The organism is Robbsia sp. KACC 23696 (genome assembly GCF_039852015.1).
GTDB lineage: Bacteria > Pseudomonadota > Gammaproteobacteria > Burkholderiales > Burkholderiaceae > Robbsia.
Genome location: NZ_CP156626.1, coordinates 713,608 through 735,456 on the forward strand (window position 1 = coordinate 713,608; position 21,849 = coordinate 735,456).

The window sequence follows — 21,849 nt, forward strand, 5'->3', positions numbered from 1 at the left end:
GGCAGCGTGAAGGGCGTAGGGTCAGGAACGGCGTCATCGTGCGAACGATCCTGTCCATGCCCGTGATCGATGCCGGACCGGTAAGCAAGATGATCGGATAGGAGGCGACATGTTTCGCAGTCAACGCTGGTATGTGGTCGGTATGTTGTTCATTGCCGGGGTGATCAATTATCTGGATCGGTCGGCGCTGTCGATCACCGCGCCGCTGATCCAAAAGGATCTGCATTTCACGCATGCCGAGATGGGCATCGTGTTCAGCAGCTTCTTTGTCGGTTATGCCTTGTTCAACTTTGTCGGCGGCGTGCTGTCCGATCGCATCGGCGCGAAGCGTGTCTTCGGCGCCGCAATGGGCGTCTGGTCGTTGTTCTGCGGTGCCACTGCACTGGCGACGGGACTGGGTTCGCTACTGGTGCTGCGCGTGCTTTTCGGGATGGGTGAAGGACCGTTCAGCTCGTCGAATAACAAGATGGTCAACAACTGGTTTCCGCATCGCGAAGCCACCAGTGCCGTCGGCGTGATCAGTTCGGGCACGCCGTTGGGCGGCGCGATCGCCGGCCCCGTCATTGGTCTGTTCGTGCTGCAATGGGGATGGCGCTGGGCGTTTGTCGGCACGATGGTGCTGGGTCTGATCTGGCTGGTTTTCTGGGTCGCCACCACGACCGAACTGCCGCGTGACAACAAGCGAATCACCGCCGAAGAACTGGCCTTGATCGAGGAAGGTCGTGCGCAGGCCGACACGGTACTCGGTGGCGACGCGGGGCGGCATGCCGGCCTCGGCTTCTACCTGAAGCAGCCAATCGTGCTCGCCACTGCAATCGCTTTCTTTTCCTATAACTACGTGCTGTTTTTCTTTCTGTCCTGGTTCCCGACTTATCTAACCGAGGTGCACCATCTGCCGTTGAAACAGATGAGCCTGGTGACGGTGATTCCCTGGCTGCTCGGCAGCATCGGTTTGGCGGCGGGCGGCTTTCTGACGGATATGATCCTGCGCGTCACCGGCGATCCCTTGCAGTCGCGCCGTTGGGTCCTGGCGATTTGCCTCGGCATGTCGGCGCTGTGCGTCGGCTTTGCCGGTCGGGTCGACAGCACCACCGGGGCGGTTGCCTTGATGTCCGTCTCGATTTTCTTCCTCTACGTGACCGGCGCTGTGTATTGGGGCGTCATTCACGATGTGGTCCGGCGCGAGAACGTCGGCGGGGTAGGGGGCTTCATCCACTTGCTGGCGAATCTCGCGGGCGTCATCGGGCCGGCGCTGACCGGCTTTATCGTCCAGTGGATGAATGGCAGCTATGTCAGCGCCTTCGTGCTCGCGGGTGTGATTGCCTTGATCGGAGCGGTGTGTTCATGGCTGTTCATCCGCCCGGACGCCAGCCACAAGGTGGCCAAAAAGGGCGTGGTACTATCGTGACGCCAGAAATGACCGTCCCGATGCCGTGCCGTCCACTCCCACGCCGCCTTCGTCTCCCGCTGGGAGCCCTCGCCAGTCCCCGTCCCGCGCGTCCTCGCGCGATGCGTCGCGGGTCGGCAAGCGCGCCGCGGATGCCGACTCGGAACGCGTCGTGAACGCGTCGTTGCCGATCTCGGCCGCGCTGCCCGATCTGACGGCGCATCTGTCGCCGGAATCGCATGAACCGATCAATCGGCAGATCTATCGTGCGCTGCGGCATGCGATCTTCACCGGCACGATGACGCCGGGAACGCCGCTGTCCGAGAAAGACGTTTCGCAGATGTTTCAGGTCTCCCGGCAACCGGTTCGCGAGGCTTTCATCAAACTTGCGGAAGCCGGGGTGCTGCAAGTGTTGCCGCAGCGCGGTACATTTGTCCGAAAAATCTCGGTGAAGCAGGTGCGCGACGGGCGCTTCATTCGCGAAGCCATCGAGCGTGCCGTGGTGGCGCAGGCCGCCGTCAGCATCAGCGATGCGCATCTGGCCGAACTCGCGGTCAATATCAAGGCGCAGCGGGTTGCGGCGAAGGCAAGCGATACGGCCGCGTTTCTCGCGCTCGACGAGCGCTTTCATCAATTGCTGGCGGAGTCGATCGACTGCCCTTCGGCGTGGGATGCGATTCAGGATTTGAAGGCGCAGATGGATCGCGTGCGCTATCTCACTTTGCCCGACGATTCGCCACTGGACTCGCTGATCAAGCAGCACTCGGCGATCCTGGCGGCGTTGAAGCGGCATGACGCCGCCGCAGCGGATGCGGCGATGAGCAGTCATTTGCGTGAAATCCTCTCGACGCTGGGCCCGGTCGCGCAACGGCATCCCGACTGGTTCGAGACGCACTGACACGAAAGGCCGTTTGCATCGGATAGGCACAGAACGAGCCTGCGCCAGGAGCGGACTTTCTCGGCGCCTCGGGAAAATCCGGATGCTCTGGCATGTGTTTTGCGATGGCGCAGGCAGTGTCATTACTGCCTGGAGAACCACCGCGATGCGTCGTCGCCCGCTAGAAATCTTGTCAGGAGGGTCACGCGCCCGTCGTCGACTGCGCAATGATCCCGTCCTAAAAAAACTGCACCGCTGCCGTTTCGTCGCGCTCTCCGCGCGTTTCGGCGTGGGTGAGTCGTTTGCTTCCGGCATCGATTTCGGTCTCGAATGGTCCAATCAGCGTGCCGGATTGCATCTGCCGCGCGAACATCGGCGGCGGCGTCAGTCCCACGCCAGCCCTTTACATCGCCACCTTCACCACCAGCCCTGACGCTCCCTGACGCATCGGCCCGCTGCGCGATGAGACTCTGCCGCGTATCACCGCCTGCCGATAAGATTGCTTGGACGCTTTCCGATCGATTGATGATAATCGTCGCCAGATGACAGGGACGATGCGGCAACGACATGATGTTGCCGCGGTTGCTGTTGCAACGATCATTAATGACGGAGACGACGGGCATGGCGACGATGGCAGGAAAACGAACGCAGGCGTCGATACGCCATTCTCTGCTGTCGGTGGTCATCGTCGGCTATGTGGCAAGTGTCGCGGGATGGGCGTCAGCGGCGCTGGCGCGGACGCCGCCGACCCCGACCCGGCCCCCGACGATCGCGCCGACCGCTGCCGATGCGCTAGCCCCGCCGGCGGCCCCGATATCGGACCTCGCGCCGACTGTCGACGCCGTCATGGCGTCGATCCGCGCGCAGTACGGCGTGGCGGGTATCGCCGTCGGCGTAACGATCGACGGGCGGCATCACTTTTTCAACTACGGCCAGGCATCGCGCGAGTCGAAGCGGCCGGTGAGCCGGCGCACCTTGTTCGAGATCGGTTCCGCCAGCAAGACCTTTGCGGCGGCGGTCGCAGCGGAGGCGCGAGCGCGCGGTTTGTTTCGGTGGCAGGACACTGTCAGTAACGTGGTACCGACGCTGCGGGGTAGTGCATTCGACGAGATTCGGATGTGGCAGTTGGGCACGCACAGCGCCGGCCTGCCGATGAATTTGCCGGACGGTGTCGGCGACGAGGCGCATTTGCTCGCCTATCTGCAGCACTGGACGCCACCGCAGGAGAGGGGGCCCGCAAACGCCGCCGCAGGCTTGCAGCGACGTTACTCGAATGTCGGCATCGGGGTGCTGGGGTGGGCGGCGGCGCAACGCGTCGGACGGCCGTATGCCGATATCATGCAAGCCGACATGCTGCCGGCTCTGGGCATGCGCGACACGTTTCTGACCGTTTCGCGAAATCGGATGCTCGATTATGCCCAAGGCTATACACGCGACGATCGACCGATACGGCTGCATCCCGACTTGCTGGCGGACGAGGCCTATGGCGTGAAATCGAGTGCCGCCGACTTGGTGCGCTATCTCGATCTACAGATCGAGGCAGGGCGCCTCCCCGATACGCAGACGCGCGGTACGGCGCCGGCGGAGGCGGAGACGAAGGTGCCCGTGCCCGTGTCTGTCACGGCGCCTTCGCGCCGGGCCGCGTGGCTCGCCGCCTTCGCGGCCACGCAGCGCCCCTGGCTGCAGGCGGGCACGATCACGCAGGACCTGATGTGGGAGCAGTACGTTTATCCGGTCTCGCTGGCCGCGCTGCAGGCCGGCAACGGAAATGGCGCTGCACTGAAGACGCTGCCGGCGACGCTGCTGACGCGGAAAGGCAAGGGTGCCAATGTGCCCGACGCATCCGACGCCGCGGCATCCCCAATCGTCTGGATCAACAAGACCGGTTCGACCAACGGCTTCGGCACTTACCTGGTTTTTATCCCGCAACGTCGCATAGGCGTGGTCATGCTGTTCAACAAGAATGTGCCGATCGAGGCGCGAGTCGCCGCAGCTGCACGGATCGTATCGGTCATAGATCCTTCCGGCTTACGGCCATGAGTATGGCGAGCGGCGTCTGCAGGTCCTTGCGCCCTGGGGTAGCATAAAAGCTGACCTTGTCGATGTGCCGCCGATGCGAAAAACTGTTCTCCTGACCGCCTTATTCTGTATCTGCGCCGTAAGCAGCGGTTGCGCGTCGTTCGGCGCCAAGCGGCTTCGGGCGGACCAAGTGGATTACGCGCGCGCGCTGGGCGACGCGAAGAAACGCGAAATTCTGTCCGAGGTCGTGGGCCTCCGCTATGCCGATCCGCCCGGTTTCCTCAGCGTCACGCAGATCATTGCTGCCTATCAATTCGATGCCGGCAGCGGTGCGACCGTGAATGCGGGGCCGGGCGTGCAAAGCTACTCGCCGTTGATCGGCACGGCTACCGCTTCCTATTCGAACCATCCGACTTTCACCTTCACGCCGACGACCGGCGAGGCGCTCGCGACGGCCTATATCCATCCGCTCCCCGCAACGCTGCTGCTGCCGCTCGCCGAGAGCGGGGTGCCGATCGATCTGCTGCTGCGCCTGACCGTGCAGTCGATAGCCGGCTTGCAGAATGCGTCGTTGCTGGGTGGCCCGAACAGCGATGGCTCCTCCGGCTTCTTTCAATTAATCCAGGCGCTACGCCGCTTGCAGCAGGCCGGCGAATTGACGGTCGGCTATACGGCGCAGGCGACCGATGCCGATGGCAAGAAAGCACCGCACGCGACGCCGGAAGCGAATCAGAGCGCCGCGAATACGCCGGCGGTCGTGTCCCTGATCCTGAGCGCGACGGCGGGCGGCGAGTCGGCGCAGACGCGCGCGGACTTGCAACTGGTGCGTCGCTTATTGCACCTGTCGGAAAAGACGCACACCTATCCGGTGGTGTATGGACAATCGGCCTCGAACACCGACCAGATCCCGATGGTGACGCGATCCGTGCTCGGTATCCTCGGCGATCTCGGCGCGCAGGTGAACGTACCCGACCAGGACATCGTCAGTGGCGCGACCAAGCCGACGATCGGCCTGGTCGGCGGCGAGAGCCGTCCGACCGTGATCGTGCATAGCGGGCCGAAAGCGCCGAAGGAAGCCTTTGTCGCCATCCAGTATCGCGGGCACGCCTATTGGGTCGATGCCGACGATTTCGACTCGAAATACGCGCTCGGCATCGTGCAGGAAATCGTCGCGTTGGCGCAGGCCGATCAGAATACTGCTCCGCCCGTGGTGACGGTCCCGGCCGGCTAGCGCTTCACTTCGTCCAAGGCAGTCAGGACATCGTGGCAGGCACCCATCGTATGGTAATCGGTCTTGCCGGGCGGACTCTTCAGCGCGTCGATCTTGCTGTTGTCCCGACGCAAGATCCGATACCAGGCGCCATGGGTATGATCGATGAAATGCGCCCAGCAATAGGTCCATAGCCGGTCGTAGTCATCCCAGTAACGCGATTCTCCGGTGCGCCGTGCGAGACGGGCGGCGGCGGCGATGGCTTCCGCCTGGACCCAGAAGTATTTGTCGCTATCGCAAATGGTGCCGTCCGGCGCCATGCCGAAAAGAACGCCGCCATATTGCGCGTCCCAGCCGGGGCCCATGCCGGCGTCGTACAGCGCGCGTGCGCGCGGCAACATCCATGATGCTTGCGCCGCCAATTGAGGAACGGCATTCACGCGTCGCTCCAGTTGCAAGAGCAGCTTCGCCCATTCGATCTGGTGGCCTAATTGAAATCCCCAGGGCCGGAACAGGTTGCTCGGATCGTCCTTGTTGTAATCCCAATCTACTTGCCACTGCGTATCGAAATGTTCCCAGATCAAGTCGTGGGTCAGCGCCGCCTGCCGCACCGTAATGTTTTCCGCGACGGTGATGGCGCGTTGCAGATAGGGGATCTCTTTTGTCGCATCGTAGGCAGCCAATAGCGCTTCCGTCATGTGCATATTGGCATTCTGCCCCCGGTATGCGCGTAGCGTCCAATCGCCGCCTGCTTCGTCCGCGTAGAGCTGCCCCGCTGCATCCCAGAAATGTCGCTCGATCAGCGCGAACGTTTCGCCGATCAGCGGACGTGCCTCTTCGAGGCCGGCGAGGGTGGCGTGCGCATAAGCGAGTAAAACAAACGCATGACCGTAGGCATGGCGCGTCGCGTCGACGTCGATCTTCATCGATGGCGCACCGCCCGCGCCGTGGCGCCATTTCAGCGTCCAATCATAGCCGCCGCGGACCGGGTCGCGATGCACGTCGCGAACGAAGCGCAGTGCATGCGCGGTGCGGGTCTGATCCGCCCGGTCGCCGAAGGCGCGGTACGCCGTGGCGTAGTTGAAAACGAAGCGGCAACTGCTGACGAGGTGTCGGATCAGCGGGTCGAAAACGGTGCCGTCGTCCCGATAGGCGTGATAAAAGCCCCCGGTCGAATCGAAGCCGTGCGGTGCGTAAAACGCGAGCGTGTCCCGGATATGGGCACGGAGGAAGGGCGGGGCGCGAAAATCCGGCATGCGGGTCGTCTCCTGATCAGGCGGTTGTTCGCCGCTTCTCCGAAACATTATTGCATGACCCGAAATTGCGCGTCGGGCGGCGCGACCGCGAGCCGATTCCGGGTGCACCATGCCCTCTGTCGGTGGCGGAGCGCGCTTACCCCACGATTGCCGAAACAATGTTGCCCGCCCTAGGGTATCCGTTCTCGATGCCTGGGCCAAGGGAGGCAACGCTGGTTGCGCCAGTCCGGGGCGGGCCGATTTTGCCGCTTCAATTTCGATGAATAAGGAATGCGAAATGACGAAGGCCAGGAATCTATGTCACCTGTCGGTCGCGACGCTGATGTTCGGCGTCGCGCTTGCGCTGTCAGCCTGCGGCGATAGCGTTTCGACCGATAGCGCGCGCGTTGCCGAAAAGGCTTCCGATGCGCGCGACGCCGCCAACGCGGCGGCCTCGGACGCGAAGGGGGCGGCAGCGGCCGCCGTGTCGGATGCCAAGGGTGCGGCCTCGTCGGCCGCGGCCGACGTCAAGGCGGAGACCGCCGCGGTTGGCGCTGCGGTCGCGGAGTCGGATCCCGTCGGTCTGAATGCGATTGGGGATCGCGGTACCGCGATCCTCGATCAGACGGCGAAGGGCGTGGCGTCGCTGGCGGAAGGCGGTAGCGCGCTGTTGGGGCGTCTCGGCGTGCGGCTGCGCGATGAGGATGCACGCGGCGTGGCGCGGAAGTCTGACGGCAAGACAGAGGGTGGGACTGGTGCTGCAAAGCCCGGACCGGCGAAGGCCGGCGTAGCAGCATCGCATGTTGCGAAGCGCGAGGCGGACACGGCGGCGGTGAAATCCGATGCGGTGAAGCTCGCGGCCGCGAAGACCGACGCGGCAGTGCACGATCTGGCCAAGGGCGACGTCACGCAGCTCGACGCGGCGAAGCGCGAGGTCACGCAAGCCGATGCGACCGTGCCGGCCGACGCCATCGCCAGAGAGGCGCTCGCGAAGCATCGCGCGGCCGACGTCGAGACGACGGTCCGCGACGGCCGCATCGTGAGCGGCAATGCGCCAGCAAGCGCCGCGGCAGGTCAGCCTGTGCTGGCAACGGTAGCGATTCCTTTCGCATTCAACGCCAGTACGATGGCGCCGGCGCATGCGAAGGCCCTGGAGCCCGTCGTGGCGGAACTGCTACGCGATCCCGCCCGCCATGCGATTCTTTCCGGGCGCGCGGACAGTCACGGCGCGGTCGGATATAACCGCACGCTTGCCCGCAAACGGGCCGAAGCGGTTCGAAAGCATCTGCTGGGACGCGGTGTCGTCGCCTCGCAACTGACGGTTCGCAGCGAAGTCGGCGTGGCGAAGGATGTCGCGCTGGCCGACGACAGCGACCGTCGCGTCGATGTCATCTTCCGCTGAGAGCGGCCAAGCGCGCTGAGCGCGCCTTGATCCTGTGCCACACGGGGGTGGGGTGTCGCGTGACATCCGCGCGCGACGCGGCACGGGCGAATCGCGGTCCTGGAGCCGGCATTGCGCCGGCTTTTTCAATGCAGGGTCTGGCCCTTCATTTCCGGGACCAGGAACCACGTCGCGACCATATCGAGCACATAGATAGCCGCCAGCATCGCAATGGCGGTCTGGAACGAGTAGGCGCTGGCAATCGAGCCGATCACCAAGGGTCCGAAGCCGCCGACGGCACGGCCCGCATTCCACAGCACATTCTGCGCGGTGGCACGCGCCGCGGTGGGATAACCCTCCGACATCAGGGTACCGTAACCGCCGAGCATGCCGTTGACGAAGGCGCCCATCACGATACCGGCACACAGGATCGCCATCGGTGCGCTTAATGTGGCGTACACGCAGACCATGATCGCCGCGCCGGCTTGAAACAGCAGGAAGCTGGGACGTCGGCCGATACGATCCGCCAGCTGTCCGAAGATATAAATGCCGACCATCATGCCGAGGACGGTGGCCGACGTCCACAGACCGGACTTCATCAGCGACAGCCCGAGCGTCTTCGACAGATAGCTCGGCAGCCAGATCGATATCCCGTAATAACCGAAGTTCTGCACCGAGCAGAGCACCAGACAGCCCAGGCTCAGCTTGGTGGTGCGGGCGTCGGCGAACAGCAAGGCGAGCTTGGCACCCCAGCCCGGCTTGGCTTCGCGCTCGCGTTTGGCCTCGATAAAGACCTCGGGTTCATGCAAGGTCTTGCGCATGAACCACGCCGCCAGTGCGGGTAGCACGCCGACGACGAACATGCCGCGCCAGCCGATCATCGGCAGCAGGATCGGCGTCAACATCGCGGCGGCGAGCACGCCGACCTGCCAACCCAGGCCGACATAGGCGGAAGCCCGTGCCCGTTTGGCGGCGGGCCAGCATTCGGCGACCAGCGCCATGCCGATGCCGAATTCACCGCCCAGGCCGAGACCGGCGATCGTGCGATAGACGAGCAGTGCGCGATAGCTCTGCGCAAAGGCACACAAGCCGGTGAAGATCGCGAAGAGGAAGATGGTCCAGGTGAGCACGCGGGCGCGGCCGAAACGGTCGCTGAGCGCGCCGAATACCACGCCCCCGACGACGGAGCCGATCAGGGTCCACGTGACGATCGCGCCCGTTTCGCCGGGCGTCAGATGCAAGGCCGCACCGATGGCCGGCAGCATGAAGCCCAGAATCAGCAGATCGAAGCCGTCCATCGCGTACCCGGCGGCCGCGCCGATCAATGCACGGCGAGCGTAGGGGGTCACCGCGCCATCGGCGGGCGTGTCGGATAAAGCATTCATGGGGAAGTTCGACAGGAGGATGCGACGAGCCGAACGATACCCGTCTCAGAAAACGCTGTCGAGCGTGGCCGTTCACGAGCGGCTCGCAGTCCGCGCGTGACGGTCAGGGGCGTTGCACCCGCGTGACATTACATCGATACGTGATCGATTTGATCGACGTCGAGGAAATGGCTGCGTCCGTGGTGCGCCGACATCGCCTCGCGCACGGCGAGCGTTTCAGCACAGGTCAACGGTGCGGCATGACGGTCCGAGTGACCCAACATGAGGTCGTCGAGCCGGTCGCCGTCGCCGGCAGCCACCATCGACATCGCGTCGATCAAGGCTTGGTCGCTCGACAGACTGGCGTCGCGCATCGCGCCGGCGTCGTGCAGCAGCGACGCGGCAAAGGCGTCCACGACCGCGTCCGATGCCGGAATGCCCGCGTAGCGATCGGTGAACGTTTCTGCTTTTGCAGCCAGCAGTAACAATGCCGCGGATTCGCGGCCCGCTTCACGCGCACCAATTCGGCAACGTGCCGCGAATTCGTGAATATCGGAAAAATGGACTTTTGTGTATTGCAGCCACGCACTTGCTAATTGCAGGTTCATCTCGCTTCCCACACGCCTAAAAAAGTAGACTACCGCCATGAGAATTGATTCGCAACAGGAAATTGTCGAATGTGTGGCGTGTAATCACAATCGATGGACGACGATGCCGCTTGTCATCGTCGGGACTTTCTGCGACGGCGGCGATGCGGTCAATCTGTCTCGTTTCCGACGTAGACCGATTTAAGGGTTAACCCGAAATGCGAACCGATCCGTCGCATTGATTAATCGGCTGCGATCAGCTGCGATTTTGATCAGTGCGACTTTCGGGATCGCGCGAATGTCGATCGTCGTGCGCGGGACGTGACGATTGTTTGACGCAATCGATCAGCGCGCGCAGCGCGGGGGGAATGTGGCGATGTCCGGGGTAATACAGGCAGAGTCCCGGAATCCAGGGGCACCACGCATCCAGCAACGTGACCAGCTCGCCGCGCGCAACGGCATCCGCCGCGCTTTGGAAGGAGACATAGGCAATCCCCACGCCGGCGCAGGCTGCCTGCACCATCAATTCAGGGTCGTCGAGCGTCAATGCACCTGGCACGTCGAGCGCATGCGTCGTGCCATGCCGGGCGAACTCCCAGCGATACCGTTTTCCGCTTGGCATCCGAAAACGGATGCACCGATGCCGCATCAGATCCTGAGGCATCTCTGGACGGCCCTCGGGATGCGCATCGAGATAGGCCGGTGTGGCCACGACGATAAAGCGTGCCTGCGGGCCAAGCGGGACGGCGATCATATCGGCCGGAACGGCTTCCGCCAATCGCACGCCCGCGTCGAAACCGTCGGCGACGATATCGACGAGCCGCCCTTCGGTGACAAGGTCCACCTGAATGGTGGGATGGCGCGCCAGAAAGTCGGGCAAAAAGGACTGAAGCATCACGCGCGCCGCGACATTGCTCGCATTGATTCGCACCGTGCCGCTGGGCGGCCCGCTTGGCGCAACGTCACGCAGGGCGGTGTCGAGATCGCACAGCAAGGGCTGCAATCGCAGGAGCAGCCGCGTGCCGACTTCCGTCGGCGCCACGCTGCGAGTGGTCCGGTGCAGCAGCCGTGCTCCCAGCGATGCTTCCATCGTGCGCATCAGATGGCTGAGCGTCGACGGTGATACGCCCAGCTCGTCGGCCGCCTTGCGGAAACTCCCGTGCGTCGCAATGGCGGCGAAGGCGGTCAACTCTTGCAAAGCCGGCGTGCGATTCATGGGGAATTTTCACTGCCACATATCGGATTGTATCGATAGTAACAGCAGTCTCGAGCGCGTATCTTAAAAGTGTCTCTTCGAGACTTTTCGTTCAAGACCGAGGACATCGACATGACATCGACATCGCATTCCGCGCTTTCCCAAGCTGGCGCAGACGCGCCCGCATCATCTCACTATCCCGCGGCGAAGCCTTCCCCCGCCACGCCGGCAACGTGGTTGATCACCGGCTGTTCGAGCGGCATCGGCCTGTCCCTTGCCCACGCCGCAGTGGCCCGGGGCGACACGGTACTGGCGACGGTACGACGGGCGGACGCGCTCACCGATTTGCAGCGTGACTATCCGGCGCATTTGCACGTATTGATACTGGACCTTACGGACACGGAGGCCGTTCGACGCGTCGTGGACGCAGCGTTCCAGGCGCACGGCGCCATCGACGTGGTGGTCAGCAATGCCGCCTATGGCCTTTTCGGGGCGGCGGAAGAAGTCAGCGATACGCAGATACGGCGGCAGATCGACACCAATCTCGTCGGCTCGATCCAGCTGATTCGCGCGGTATTGCCGCATCTGCGCGCGCAGGGCGGCGGCCATATTCTGCAGGTATCGTCCGAAGGCGGTCAGATCGCCTATCCCAATTTCAGCCTGTATCACGCGACCAAATGGGGCATCGAGGGCTTTGTCGAAGCCACGGCGCAGGAAGTGCTGCCGTTCGGCATCGAGATCACGCTGATCGAGCCGGGCCCGACACGCACGCGTTTCGGTACCGGCCTCGATAGCCCGCCGCCGATGGCGGTGTATGACGACACCCCAGCCGGCGACGTGCGTCGTGCTTTCCAGGATCGCGCCTTTCCGCTGACCGGCGACCCGACGAAGGTCGCGCGTGAAATGGTGGCGCTCGTGGATCGACATCGCCGACCGCGCGGGACGGCATCCGATAAGGCGGCCGCGGCCGGGCAGGGTGCTGTTGCGGCCGGATCGGCAACCGGCACGCCCGCACCCCGCCGCCTGCTCGTGGGCGCCGCCTCGTACGATCGCGTCCGCGCGGCCCTCGTCGAGCGCATCGCTGCGCTCGACGCGCAACGCGACATCGCGCTATCGACGGAAGTCGATAGCTGAGCCGGAGGGCGGCACGTCTCGAAATGGAAGGCACGCCCGCTTTGCCGTCGCATTGGCGATTGCGTCGCGCCGACGCCGCTGCACGGTCGGCGTACGCCGATTCAGCGCTGCGCCGACAAGCTCGGCGTGGACTGCATCAGCAAATTCGCCAAATCGATCAAGTCGAAAACCGGACGCCCGCACAACGCGGCGATGCGCTCGCGGTAGGGCCCCATATTCGTACACTCCAACAGGATCGCGCCGATATGCGGTGCGTTTCGCACCAGCGCCAGCGCGCCGTCGACCACATCCTGACCGACTTGCGCCATATCGCCGACGGCTTGATTGCCGATGATGACCCGGGCAAATGCGCTGTCCGGTGGCATACCCTGGACCGGCGTGGCGGGATCCGCGTCTACCGCCCGAAGATGATCGTCGCTCAGAGACGCCGACGACGCCGTGAGCACACCGACGGTCGCCCGTGACCCTAATAGCGTTCGCAGCAAGGGGATCAGCAACAAGGCGGACGTGCCCATTGGGATGTCGACGGCGTCGGCCATCCGCTGCTGGTGCAGGGCGAGGAAGCCGCAGCTGGTGATGATGGCACGACAGCCCGCATCCTGAAGCGCCCGCGCGGCGTCGCAAAAATCATCGACGAGGCCGGCGGCGCGTTCATGTACGACCCGCGTCGGGGTAGCTTGCGGTACGCGTCGCAATACCACGGGATAGCGATAGCTGTGCGGATTGCCGACGTCGCCGACGGGGCGGGGGAACTGCGTGTCGAGCATCAGGATGCCGAGCGGTGCCGATGACATAGCGTGTAATAAAAAAAATGAAAAAGCGTGCGACGGACTCGTGTTGCCCGGAGAGGCCGTGTACGCGTGCCATGGGCCTGCCGTGCGCCCGATCGCAGCGATGCTACCGGCTTCCCTACAGTCCGCCAACACCGATCGCCTGCAGTATGCTGAAAAAGTGTCTCTGAATTGCAGCACCGTCCTGGCAATCATGTTTTCCAAGGAGGAGAGCCCATGATGGATCCGATCGGTAAAGTAACGTCGCCGCAGCGCGATGGCAGTCCTTCCGCCCCACCCGCTCCGCCGGCATTGGAACCAGCACCGCCTTGCACATTGGTCATCTTCGGCGCCCATGGCGATCTGACGAAGCGGCTCTTGACGCCCGCGTTGTATAACTTGATCGGCAGCAAGGCGCTGGACAAGGGGTTTCAGATCATTGGTGTGGATCGTGTTCCGGGCAGCGACGCCTCTTGGCGTGACGAGCTTGGTCAAACGATGCAAACCTTCACGCAGGATCCGAACGCGGAGTTCTATACGCCGCAGATCGATGCGCAAATATGGGATGACCTGTCGGGTCGGCTGCATTACTTGCAGGCCGATTTCACCGATCTGCAGGCATTGCAGAAATTGCAGGAGCAGATCACCGGCAACGCGGTGTTCTACCTTGCCGTAGCGTCGCGATTCTTTGCAACGGTGGTTGAAAACCTTGGCAAGGTCGGCCTGACGCAGGAGAAGGACGGCAACTTCCGCCGTGTCGTCATCGAAAAGCCTTTCGGATCGGATCTGGCCAGCGCGCGTGAATTGAACACGAAGATCCTGAGCGTGCTCGATGAGCATCAGGTATATCGCATCGACCACTTCCTCGGCAAGGAGACAGTGCAGAACATTCTCGCACTGCGCTTTGCCAATGGCATGTTCGAGCCGCTCTGGCGCGGGCAATACATCGATCATATTCAGATCACCGCGGCGGAAACGGTCGGCGTGGAGGGGCGAGGCGCGTTCTACGAGCCCACCGGCGCCTTGCGCGACATGGTGCCGAACCATCTGTTCCAATTGCTGGCCATGGTGGCGATGGAACCACCGAATTCCTTTTCCGCGGAAACGGTGCGCACGGCGAAGGAACAGTTGTTCGAAGCGATTCGGCCGGTAACCCCCGAGAACGCGGTGCGGGGACAGTACAGCTCGGGCAGCGTCGACGGACGCCCCGTCACCGCTTATCGAGAAAGCCCGGGCGTGGCGCCCGACAGCAATACCGAAACCTATGTCGCGCTCAAGTTGGAAATCGACAATTGGCGCTGGTCCGGCGTGCCCTTCTACATGCGCACCGGTAAATCGATGTTGGGTCGACGCACCGAAGTGGTGGTGCGCTTCAAGCCCGCGCCGTACGCGATGTTCAAGGACGAACCGGTGGACGCGCTGACGCCGAACGATCTCGTGCTGAATATCCAACCGGTTCAGGGATTGACCTTAAATATCAGCGCGAAGGTTCCTGGCCAGAAGATGGATTTGTCGGGCGTCGAGATGAAGTTCCGCTACGAGGATGCCTTCAGCCAGACGCCGAATGTCGGCTACGAGACCTTGCTGTACGACTGTCTGTGCGGGGATGCCACCTTGTTCCAACGTGCCGATAATATCGAGGCGGCATGGCGGGTCGTCGATCCCGCGTTGAAGGCGTGGGCGGCCGATGCGGGCGGACCGCAACTGTATGCCGCCGGCTCGGAGGGTCCCGAGGCGTCCGACGCCTTGCTGGCGCGCGAAGGGCATAGCTGGGCGTCGTTGAAGCGCCCGGTCAAGTAAGGGCCGATCCGACGCGCTTTCGGAACGATGTCGATGCGAGCGCGCCGGATGGAAAAAAGGGGCCAGGCAGAAATGCGCTGGCCCCTTTGCTATGTGGCTCGCTGCAGGAAGACGCTGCAGTTCCCTATGTCTTCACTCCAGCGCGGACATGATGCGTACGATGGGCGGGATGTTCTTCCAGCAGCTTGCGCGTTACCCCATTGGTCCATCCGAAGCCATCCTGCAACGGATATTCGCCGCCGCCTCCGCCCGCCACCGCATCTGCCGCATCCGGCGCGTTGTTGACGTGCAATGCGTATTTTTCCACCAGCTTGCTTTCGCGCTGATAGATGGCACCCACGGTGTCGAGCCAGCGGTGGGCAATGTCCTGCGCGAGGCCGCGCTGGTTGTAGCGACGCAGTCCTTTCACCGCGATCCATTGCAACGGCGCCCAGCCGTTCGCCTTATCCCATTGCTGCGGGCTGTCGATTTCGGTGGTCACCAAACCGCCCGGCGCGAGCAGGCGGCCGCTTATCGCCTGCGCGACCTGATGGGCCTGCTCCTGCGTCGCGAGTCCGACGTAGAGCGGCGTGGCGGCTGCGGCGGTGACTTCCTCGCGACGTCGACCGAGTCGCCAGTCGTAATCGACGTAGGCGCCGTCCTTCTCGCTCCACAGATAGCGATCGATGGCGATGCGGCGCGCTTCGGCCAAATCGCGAAAACGCGTCTGGCCTGCCATGTCGCCGCTCGCGCCGCTCAAACGCGAGATCTGCGTTTCGAGCTTGTAGAGGAAGCTGTTCAAATCGACCGGCAGGATGGCGGTCGTGCGAATCGTGGAGAGATCGGTCGGATCGGCCAGCCAACGCGAGCTGTAATCCCAGCCCGAAGCGGCGCCGGCGCGGAAATCCCGGAACAGCTCGGACTTGTAGGCGTCGGGTTTCACGCTGCCATCGGCGCCCTGAATGCCCGGCTGAATCACGCCGGCCAGGCGGCCGGCTTCGACGTCCTCCAGAAAGCCCTCGTCGCGCGGCGTGTCGCGTTCATCCCAATAACGATTCAACAGGGCGCCGTCTTCCATCCGGACGACATGACGATAGGCGTCGCCGCGCTTCGTATCCTCGGCACCCTCCATCCAGAATGCATATTCGCGCAGCAATTGGGGCAGGAAATGAACGGCGCGTTTCAAACCGTGCTGCTCGAACAGGTCCACCATCAGCGCGAAGACCGGTGGCTGCGAACGGCTGATATAGTAGCTGCGATTCCCGTTCGGAATATGGCCGTACGTATCGATCAGGAATGCGAAATTATCGGCCATATTGCGCAACAAATTCAGGCGGCCGCTTTCCGCCAGGCCCAGCATCGTGAAGTATGAGTCCCAGTAATACATCTCGCCGAAGCGGCCGCCTGGCACCACATAATCGAAAGGCACCGGCAACAGCGATCCATTGGCCGGGTGGGAGTCAGGCGTGCGGCTCAGCACGTCCCACAACGAGTCGATATGCGCGATGATCGATTGCGAAGGGTCCGAGACGTAGTGACTATTGTGCACCTGCTCCGTCGTGAAATGATCGGCGACGAAGGCGCGCAGATCGAATCCGGGTAGCGCATGATCGGCACGATAGCGCGCGATGATCGCCTCCGGATCGCGCAATGGCTGGCAATCGACGAAGGTCTTGCTGTCGGGGAAAACGCGGGACTCCTGGATGGCGACGAACATCTCCTGATACCGGTCTGCCGGTGTCAGGACGTCCGACGCTGCGACATGTTCGACACCAGGCGCTTTGCCGCCTTGGGCGAGCGCCTTTGCTGAATGTTGCGTCATCGTGCTGCCTCCTTCCATGTGAAGCACCTCGATTCACTCTAGCAGAGATGCATCGCGTTCGCGGAGGGCGCAGCGTAAGTCCTTGTCGCAAGGATGATTTCCTTGGTAAGCGAAGTGAAGGTTGGCCGACAGTTGCATGAAACGTCGTTGCGTCCCAGCCCCGTCATTCAAGCGATCAAGTGATCGCTGTCAGCGCGGGATCGTCGATCGAGGTCAACGCGTCGACGAAATCCTTTGCAATTTGAGATAACGGTTCGTAACGCGAATACATCAGGTTGACGGCCATCGGCACGCGCGGCGTCAACGGTCGCGTCACGACACCGGGCCAGACCTGGCCGAAGACGGCGATCTCATCGGCGATGGCGATGCCCAATCCCGCCTGCACCAGAGAGCAGGCGATATGCGTCAGCCGGACTTCGATCGCGGGCCGTACATCGAGGTTCGCGCTGTCGAACAACTGCTGCGTCAGCGCGCCCATCGGCGTATCGGGCGCATAGCCGATCAGGCTGTCTTGATCGAGCGCCTGCACCTCGATCTGTTCCAGGCGCGCGAGCGGATGAGATTCGGGCAGGACCACGACCAGCCGATCCTCGAAGATCGGCCGCTGCAGGATATTGGGATGATCGAGCGAGAACATGGCGACGCCCACCTCGGCCTGCTGTGTCAGCAGCGACTGAACCAGTGCCGCGGCGGTTTCCGTAACCAGGTTCACGCGGACTTGCGGGTAGCGACGGCGAAAGCGCGCCAAGGCAATGGGGATCAAGGTTTCGCCCAGGCTCGGACTTACGACCAATTGAATGGCGCCGGTGGTTTTCTCGATCAGATCGTTCGCGACCTCGTTGATGCGCTGGATGCCCTGATACACCGTCTTCACTTCGGCGAACAGACGCCGTGCTTCCGGCGTGGGATACAGCCTCCCTTTGATGCGCTCGAACAGCTTCAATCCCAGGCGCCTTTCCGTGTGGGCGATCATGCGGCTGACGCCCGGCTGAGAGACGCAGAGCAGTTTTGCCGCGCCGCTGACCGAGCCGGTCACCATGATGGCGCGGAATACTTCGACTTGTCGCAAATTGATCTGCATCGAGGGGCGGGGCTATGGCGGCGTGGCGCGGGGAGGGTGATCGGGCGGTGCGTGAAACCGGAGGATGACGAGAGGTTATAGGAGCCATAAAATAGCGTATAGCCGCGGGTGGTGTGCGCGCCACGACCGCCCCCATTGGCGTCGATTTTTTCTCAGGAGCTCCGTACCCGCATGTCGACTTCGCCCACGCTGCACATCCGTCCCTTTACGGTCGCCGACGAAGAAGCGGTCGTCGATGTCATCCTGCCGATCCAGCGCGAAGAGTTCGGCGTGGCGATCACCGCCGACGACCAGCCCGACCTGCGTGCGATACCGGATTTCTATCAGCAGGGCTGCGGCAACTTCTGGGTGGCGGAGGTAGCGGGGCAGGTCGTGGGAACGATTGGCTTGAAAGATATCGGCGCAGGACAAGCGGCCTTGCGGAAGATGTTCGTGGCCGCGTCCTATCGCGGACGGGAGCATGGCGTCGCGCATGCGCTACTGGCGCGCCTGCTGACGGATGCGCGTGCAGCGGGGGTGCGCGAGATATGGCTGGGCACCACCGACAAGTTTCTCGCCGCGCACCGCTTCTACGAAAAACAGGGCTTCTCGCCGATATCCGCGGACGCGTTGCCGGATCGCTTTCCGAGGATGGCCGTGGATAGCCGCTTCTATCGGCTGGCGCTGGCCTGAGGCGCATCCACCGACCATGTCACAGCAACGGCGCACTCCCCCCCGTGAACCCTGGGCACACAGGAGGCCTACCGATCGACTTAGCGTTTTGCCAGATCCAACGCATTCGTCATATCGCCCATGACGGGGAAGCCGTTGGCGCGTAAGGCATCGTCGCGCTGTTTCAGGCCGTCCAACACCTCGAGTCCGAACGTGCGCGTGATCAGCCGGAGGAAGGAGCCGGTATCGTACTGCGTGTGATCGACAAAGCCGCGCTTGGCCATGGGCGACACCAGCAGCGCGGGAATCCGCGTGCCCGGACCCCAGCGGTCGCCCTTCGGCGGCGCGACGTGATCCCACCAGCCGCCATTTTCGTCGACGGTGATCAGGATCACCATGTCGTTCCATTGCGGGCTGTTGCGCAGCACGTTGACGATGTGCGCGATATGGCGGTCGCCGGAGGACACATCCGCGTAACCGGCATGCAGATTGAGATTGCCTTGCGGCTTATAGAACGTGACGGCCGGCAATTTACCCGCTTGCGCATCGGCGAGGAAATGGTTCGTCGACGTCTCGTCGCCCAGCCCGCCATCGCGCAGATGCTCGCGCCGCGACGCGGTCGTCGGCCCGAGATTCTCGAAATAATTCAGCGGTTGATGGTGCCACTGGAAATTAGGGATCGGCGGCGTGCCATTGGTGATGTTCTTGCCCTGCGCATCGATCGCTTGCTGGAAGGCGCCCGAATACCAGGCCCACGACACGCCTTTCTTGTCGAGCTTGTCGCCGATATGTTCGTGCCGCTGCGGCGGACAGACCATCGCGTTTTCCGGATTCGTCATATCCGCCACGCCATTGGCATCCAGTTTGACCTTCGGCGGCGTCGGAATATACGGCGGCAACATCGTGTTCACGCCATAGCTCAGGCGCGTGCCATCGGGCAGCGTTTCTTCGGGCGTCAACGCGCTCGGACCGAATTTCGGGATGCCCTGCATGGCGCTCGCCGGTGAATCGGCCAGCGGCTTCAGATTGGGGTCGTGTGGATCGCCGCTGACAGTGGTCGCGATCACGGACTTGCCGATACTGGAGGCCGCATTCGGATAGCGCGGTGCCGCGGCGGCAATCAGATATTGGTGATTCAGGAAGGAGCCGCCGAAGGCGCCTTGGAAGAAGTTGTCGCAGAGCACGAACTCGGTCGCCAGATTCCACAATTGCAGGCTATAGCTGGTATTCGTGTAATAGCCCATCGGGAAGCCACCCGAATCGGCCCAGGCGACGAACATATTGTTCTTGCCGCCGTTGATCTGCATCTGGTTCTGATAGAACACATGCCATAGATCATGCGTGATGATCGACAAGGGCAAGGACTCGCCACCGGGGCCGCGCAGCGGGAAGGGCGCATTCGGCAGATTCGTTTGATATTGCTCGCCGGCCTTGTACGTCACGCCGTCCGCGTCTTGATCCTTCGGCACCCAGCCGTCGGGCACGCTCGGCAGCGATGGCAGGACCGTGACGCCATCGCGGTCGAGTTGCTGGAATGCCGAGGGCGGGACCGACGACAGCGGCGATTGGAGACCGGGGAAATCGGCAAACAGATTATTGAAGCTGCGGTTTTCCGCATAGATCACCACCACATGCTTGACGCGCTCGCGTAGCAGCTTGTCGACGGCATGGGCGGGCAAAGGGGCCGCATGATGCGTGCCGTCGCGCGGTGCCGCAGCGGATTCCCCGCTCGCCAGCACGCCGCCGAGGCCCATGGCGGTCAGGCCGCCCAGGAAGCGGCGACGCCCCTCTTTCGGCGTACCCGCCGCGCTGCCGGGCGTCGATGCGGCGGACGGTTCGGCGGAAGCGGAGGACGCGGTCGGATCTTCTTTGGGCGACGACGGCGGTACGGACTTCGACATGAGACGATTCCTTCGTGGAGGGGGAGCGATGAATGCGGCGTGCTTGCGACGCGCGATGGGCCACACTGCGCCTATGATCGGGGCGTTAGATGACAGTTTGATGACGTCATAAACCGGTCACAACCGGGTGCGCCGCTATTCTCGCGGGAGACGGACGGTTTCAGCGCAGTGGTGGCGCGGCCGTGGAGCCCCGCTCCAGCCACTCGGGCGCGAAGCGATTTCCCGCTGTCTGCAGGTCGCGCCGGTCCGATGCGGCGGTGACGGCAGCAGCGGTGGTGACAGAGACGGCATTGCTCGCGTGGGTGCCGGTCGCAGCGTGGGCGCCTGTCGTCGCGGCCGTCTGCATCATCGTCAGCAAGCGCTCGGCTGCCTGCCGTCCGATGCGATGCGTATCCACCCGCATCGTGGTCAAGGGGGGATGCGCCTCGGCGGCCAGTGCGAGGTCGTCGAAGCCGGTGACCGACAGGGCCGTGGGGACGGCGATGCCGCGTGCCGCGGCTTCGCGGAGGACCCCCAGCGCCAGCATGTCGTTGCCGCAGACGATGGCGGTTGGCGGGCAGATTTCCGGCGCACGCAGCGCTTTCGGCGGCTGCGCTGGGTCGATGCTGCGTTCCGATGCTGTCACCCTCGGTCGATCGAGATCCATGATCGCCCGCAGGCTTTCCCGGCCGAAGGCCAGTGTCGCCGGGCCTTCGCGTTGATGCTCCGGGCGGATAAAAAGGCCATGCCGTTGCAACGCGCGATGCAGGCCGGCTTGGCGCGCCTGCACGCGATCGTTGTCCGCTGCCGGCTGGAACACGGCGCCGAAGCTGCGGTGGCCCAATGCCACCAGCCGTTCGACGATCTGTTCATAGGCGGCGGCATTGTCGAAGCCAACGCACACGTGCGGGCTGTCGTCCCGATAGGCGTAGGTGACCACGTAGGGGACGCGATAACGCTGCAACGCGTCGAATACCTCCGGCGGGTGCGCTTCGCCGACCAGCGCCAGCGCTTCGACCCCGCGCGCGAGCATCGCCTGCACTTGCGTCAATGCCTGCGCAGGCGCGTAGTTCGAGCAACCGAGGAACAAGGTGATGCCATGTTCGGCGAACGTGGCCTGCATGCCGCTGACCTGCGAGGCGAAGACCTGATCATCCAGCGTCGGGATGATGATGCCGGCGATATGCGTGCGCGTGGAGGCCAGCGCGCGTCCGGCGGCGTGCGGAATCCAATTCAATGCCCGCGCCGCTTCCTCGACGCGCGTCCTGACCGCGGCGGACACCTTCCCCGGATCGTTGTAGACACGTGAGACGGTCGCCGTGGAGACGCCGGCCTGGCGCGCGACGTCTTCCAGCACGCTGCGACCGTTGCCCCGGCGCGCGCGCGCCGTGCCGCCCGTGCGGCTGGGCTTGGAGCGGGGGGGCGTCGGGACGTCGGATTCGGGCATCGATCGGATGAAGCGGGGAACGGGTGCGGA

General features: G+C 63.5%; 17 protein-coding genes. 8 read left to right on the forward strand and 9 right to left on the reverse strand.

Features of this window, described 5'->3' with window-relative positions; translation table 11 throughout:
- The first annotated feature begins 109 nt into the window (after positions 1–109).
- The 4 genes from ABEG21_RS02885 to ABEG21_RS02900 all read left to right on the forward strand — a co-directional run bounded on the left by ABEG21_RS02885 (position 110) and on the right by ABEG21_RS02900 (position 5,514).
- Positions 110–1,408 (forward strand): MFS transporter, encoded by a 1,299-nt coding sequence (locus ABEG21_RS02885; protein WP_347555782.1) that lies wholly within the window; start codon positions 110–112, stop codon positions 1,406–1,408.
- Between the two features lie 151 nt (positions 1,409–1,559).
- Positions 1,560–2,285: a GntR family transcriptional regulator gene (locus ABEG21_RS02890; protein WP_347555783.1), complete on the forward strand. Its 726-nt coding sequence runs from the start codon at positions 1,560–1,562 to the stop codon at positions 2,283–2,285.
- 582 nt (positions 2,286–2,867) lie between these two features.
- Positions 2,868–4,304, forward strand: a complete 1,437-nt coding sequence (locus ABEG21_RS02895; protein ID WP_347555784.1) for a serine hydrolase — start codon at positions 2,868–2,870, stop codon at positions 4,302–4,304.
- A 73-nt stretch (positions 4,305–4,377) separates the two neighbouring features.
- On the forward strand, positions 4,378–5,514 hold the full coding sequence (locus ABEG21_RS02900) for a hypothetical protein (protein WP_347555785.1): 1,137 nt from the start codon (positions 4,378–4,380) through the stop codon (positions 5,512–5,514).
- On the opposite strand, the gene ABEG21_RS02905 is transcribed toward ABEG21_RS02900, so the two are convergent.
- Entirely contained in the window at positions 5,511–6,749 is a 1,239-nt protein-coding gene (locus ABEG21_RS02905; protein WP_347555786.1) for an AGE family epimerase/isomerase, read from the reverse strand. The genes ABEG21_RS02900 and ABEG21_RS02905 overlap by 4 nt on opposite strands.
- Before the next feature lie 277 nt (positions 6,750–7,026).
- Here ABEG21_RS02905 and ABEG21_RS02910 point away from each other — a divergent pair, with 277 nt between their 5' ends.
- Positions 7,027–8,130, forward strand: coding sequence for an OmpA family protein (locus tag ABEG21_RS02910; RefSeq protein ID WP_347555787.1), 1,104 nt, complete (start codon positions 7,027–7,029; stop codon positions 8,128–8,130).
- Between the two features lie 125 nt (positions 8,131–8,255).
- Here ABEG21_RS02910 and ABEG21_RS02915 read toward each other — a convergent pair whose 3' ends face one another.
- The 3 genes from ABEG21_RS02915 to ABEG21_RS02925 form a co-directional block, all read right to left on the reverse strand.
- Positions 8,256–9,494, reverse strand: a complete 1,239-nt coding sequence (locus ABEG21_RS02915) for an MFS transporter (protein WP_347555788.1) — start codon at positions 9,492–9,494, stop codon at positions 8,256–8,258.
- 128 nt (positions 9,495–9,622) lie between these two features.
- Complete coding sequence (locus ABEG21_RS02920; RefSeq protein ID WP_347555789.1) at positions 9,623–10,081, reverse strand: hypothetical protein; 459 nt, start codon at positions 10,079–10,081, stop codon at positions 9,623–9,625.
- A gap of 235 nt (positions 10,082–10,316) precedes the next feature.
- Entirely contained in the window at positions 10,317–11,276 is a 960-nt protein-coding gene (locus ABEG21_RS02925; protein ID WP_347555790.1) for a LysR family transcriptional regulator, read from the reverse strand.
- A gap of 111 nt (positions 11,277–11,387) precedes the next feature.
- Between ABEG21_RS02925 and ABEG21_RS02930 the strand changes: the two genes are divergently transcribed.
- Entirely contained in the window at positions 11,388–12,389 is a 1,002-nt protein-coding gene (locus ABEG21_RS02930; RefSeq protein WP_347555791.1) for an SDR family oxidoreductase, read from the forward strand.
- A 101-nt stretch (positions 12,390–12,490) separates the two neighbouring features.
- On the opposite strand, the gene ABEG21_RS02935 is transcribed toward ABEG21_RS02930, so the two are convergent.
- Entirely contained in the window at positions 12,491–13,183 is a 693-nt protein-coding gene (locus ABEG21_RS02935) for an aspartate/glutamate racemase family protein (RefSeq protein ID WP_347555792.1), read from the reverse strand.
- A 213-nt stretch (positions 13,184–13,396) separates the two neighbouring features.
- On the opposite strand from ABEG21_RS02935, the gene zwf reads away from it, so the two are divergent.
- Positions 13,397–14,959, forward strand: a complete 1,563-nt coding sequence (gene zwf / locus ABEG21_RS02940; protein WP_347555793.1) for a glucose-6-phosphate dehydrogenase — start codon at positions 13,397–13,399, stop codon at positions 14,957–14,959.
- 124 nt (positions 14,960–15,083) lie between these two features.
- Here zwf and treF read toward each other — a convergent pair whose 3' ends face one another.
- Positions 15,084–16,760, reverse strand: a complete 1,677-nt coding sequence (gene treF, locus ABEG21_RS02945; RefSeq protein ID WP_347555794.1) for an alpha,alpha-trehalase TreF — start codon at positions 16,758–16,760, stop codon at positions 15,084–15,086.
- Between the two features lie 175 nt (positions 16,761–16,935).
- Positions 16,936–17,841, reverse strand: a complete 906-nt coding sequence (locus ABEG21_RS02950; protein ID WP_347555795.1) for a LysR substrate-binding domain-containing protein — start codon at positions 17,839–17,841, stop codon at positions 16,936–16,938.
- A gap of 171 nt (positions 17,842–18,012) precedes the next feature.
- Here ABEG21_RS02950 and ABEG21_RS02955 point away from each other — a divergent pair, with 171 nt between their 5' ends.
- Positions 18,013–18,513: a GNAT family N-acetyltransferase gene (locus ABEG21_RS02955; protein WP_347555796.1), complete on the forward strand. Its 501-nt coding sequence runs from the start codon at positions 18,013–18,015 to the stop codon at positions 18,511–18,513.
- Positions 18,514–18,593: 80 nt separating this feature from the next.
- On the opposite strand, the gene acpA is transcribed toward ABEG21_RS02955, so the two are convergent.
- A complete protein-coding gene (gene acpA, locus ABEG21_RS02960; RefSeq protein ID WP_347555797.1) occupies positions 18,594–20,393 on the reverse strand; it encodes an acid phosphatase in 1,800 nt (599 codons plus the stop codon).
- A 160-nt stretch (positions 20,394–20,553) separates the two neighbouring features.
- Positions 20,554–21,819, reverse strand: a complete 1,266-nt coding sequence (locus ABEG21_RS02965; protein WP_347555798.1) for a LacI family DNA-binding transcriptional regulator — start codon at positions 21,817–21,819, stop codon at positions 20,554–20,556.
- Positions 21,820–21,849 lie beyond the last annotated feature (30 nt).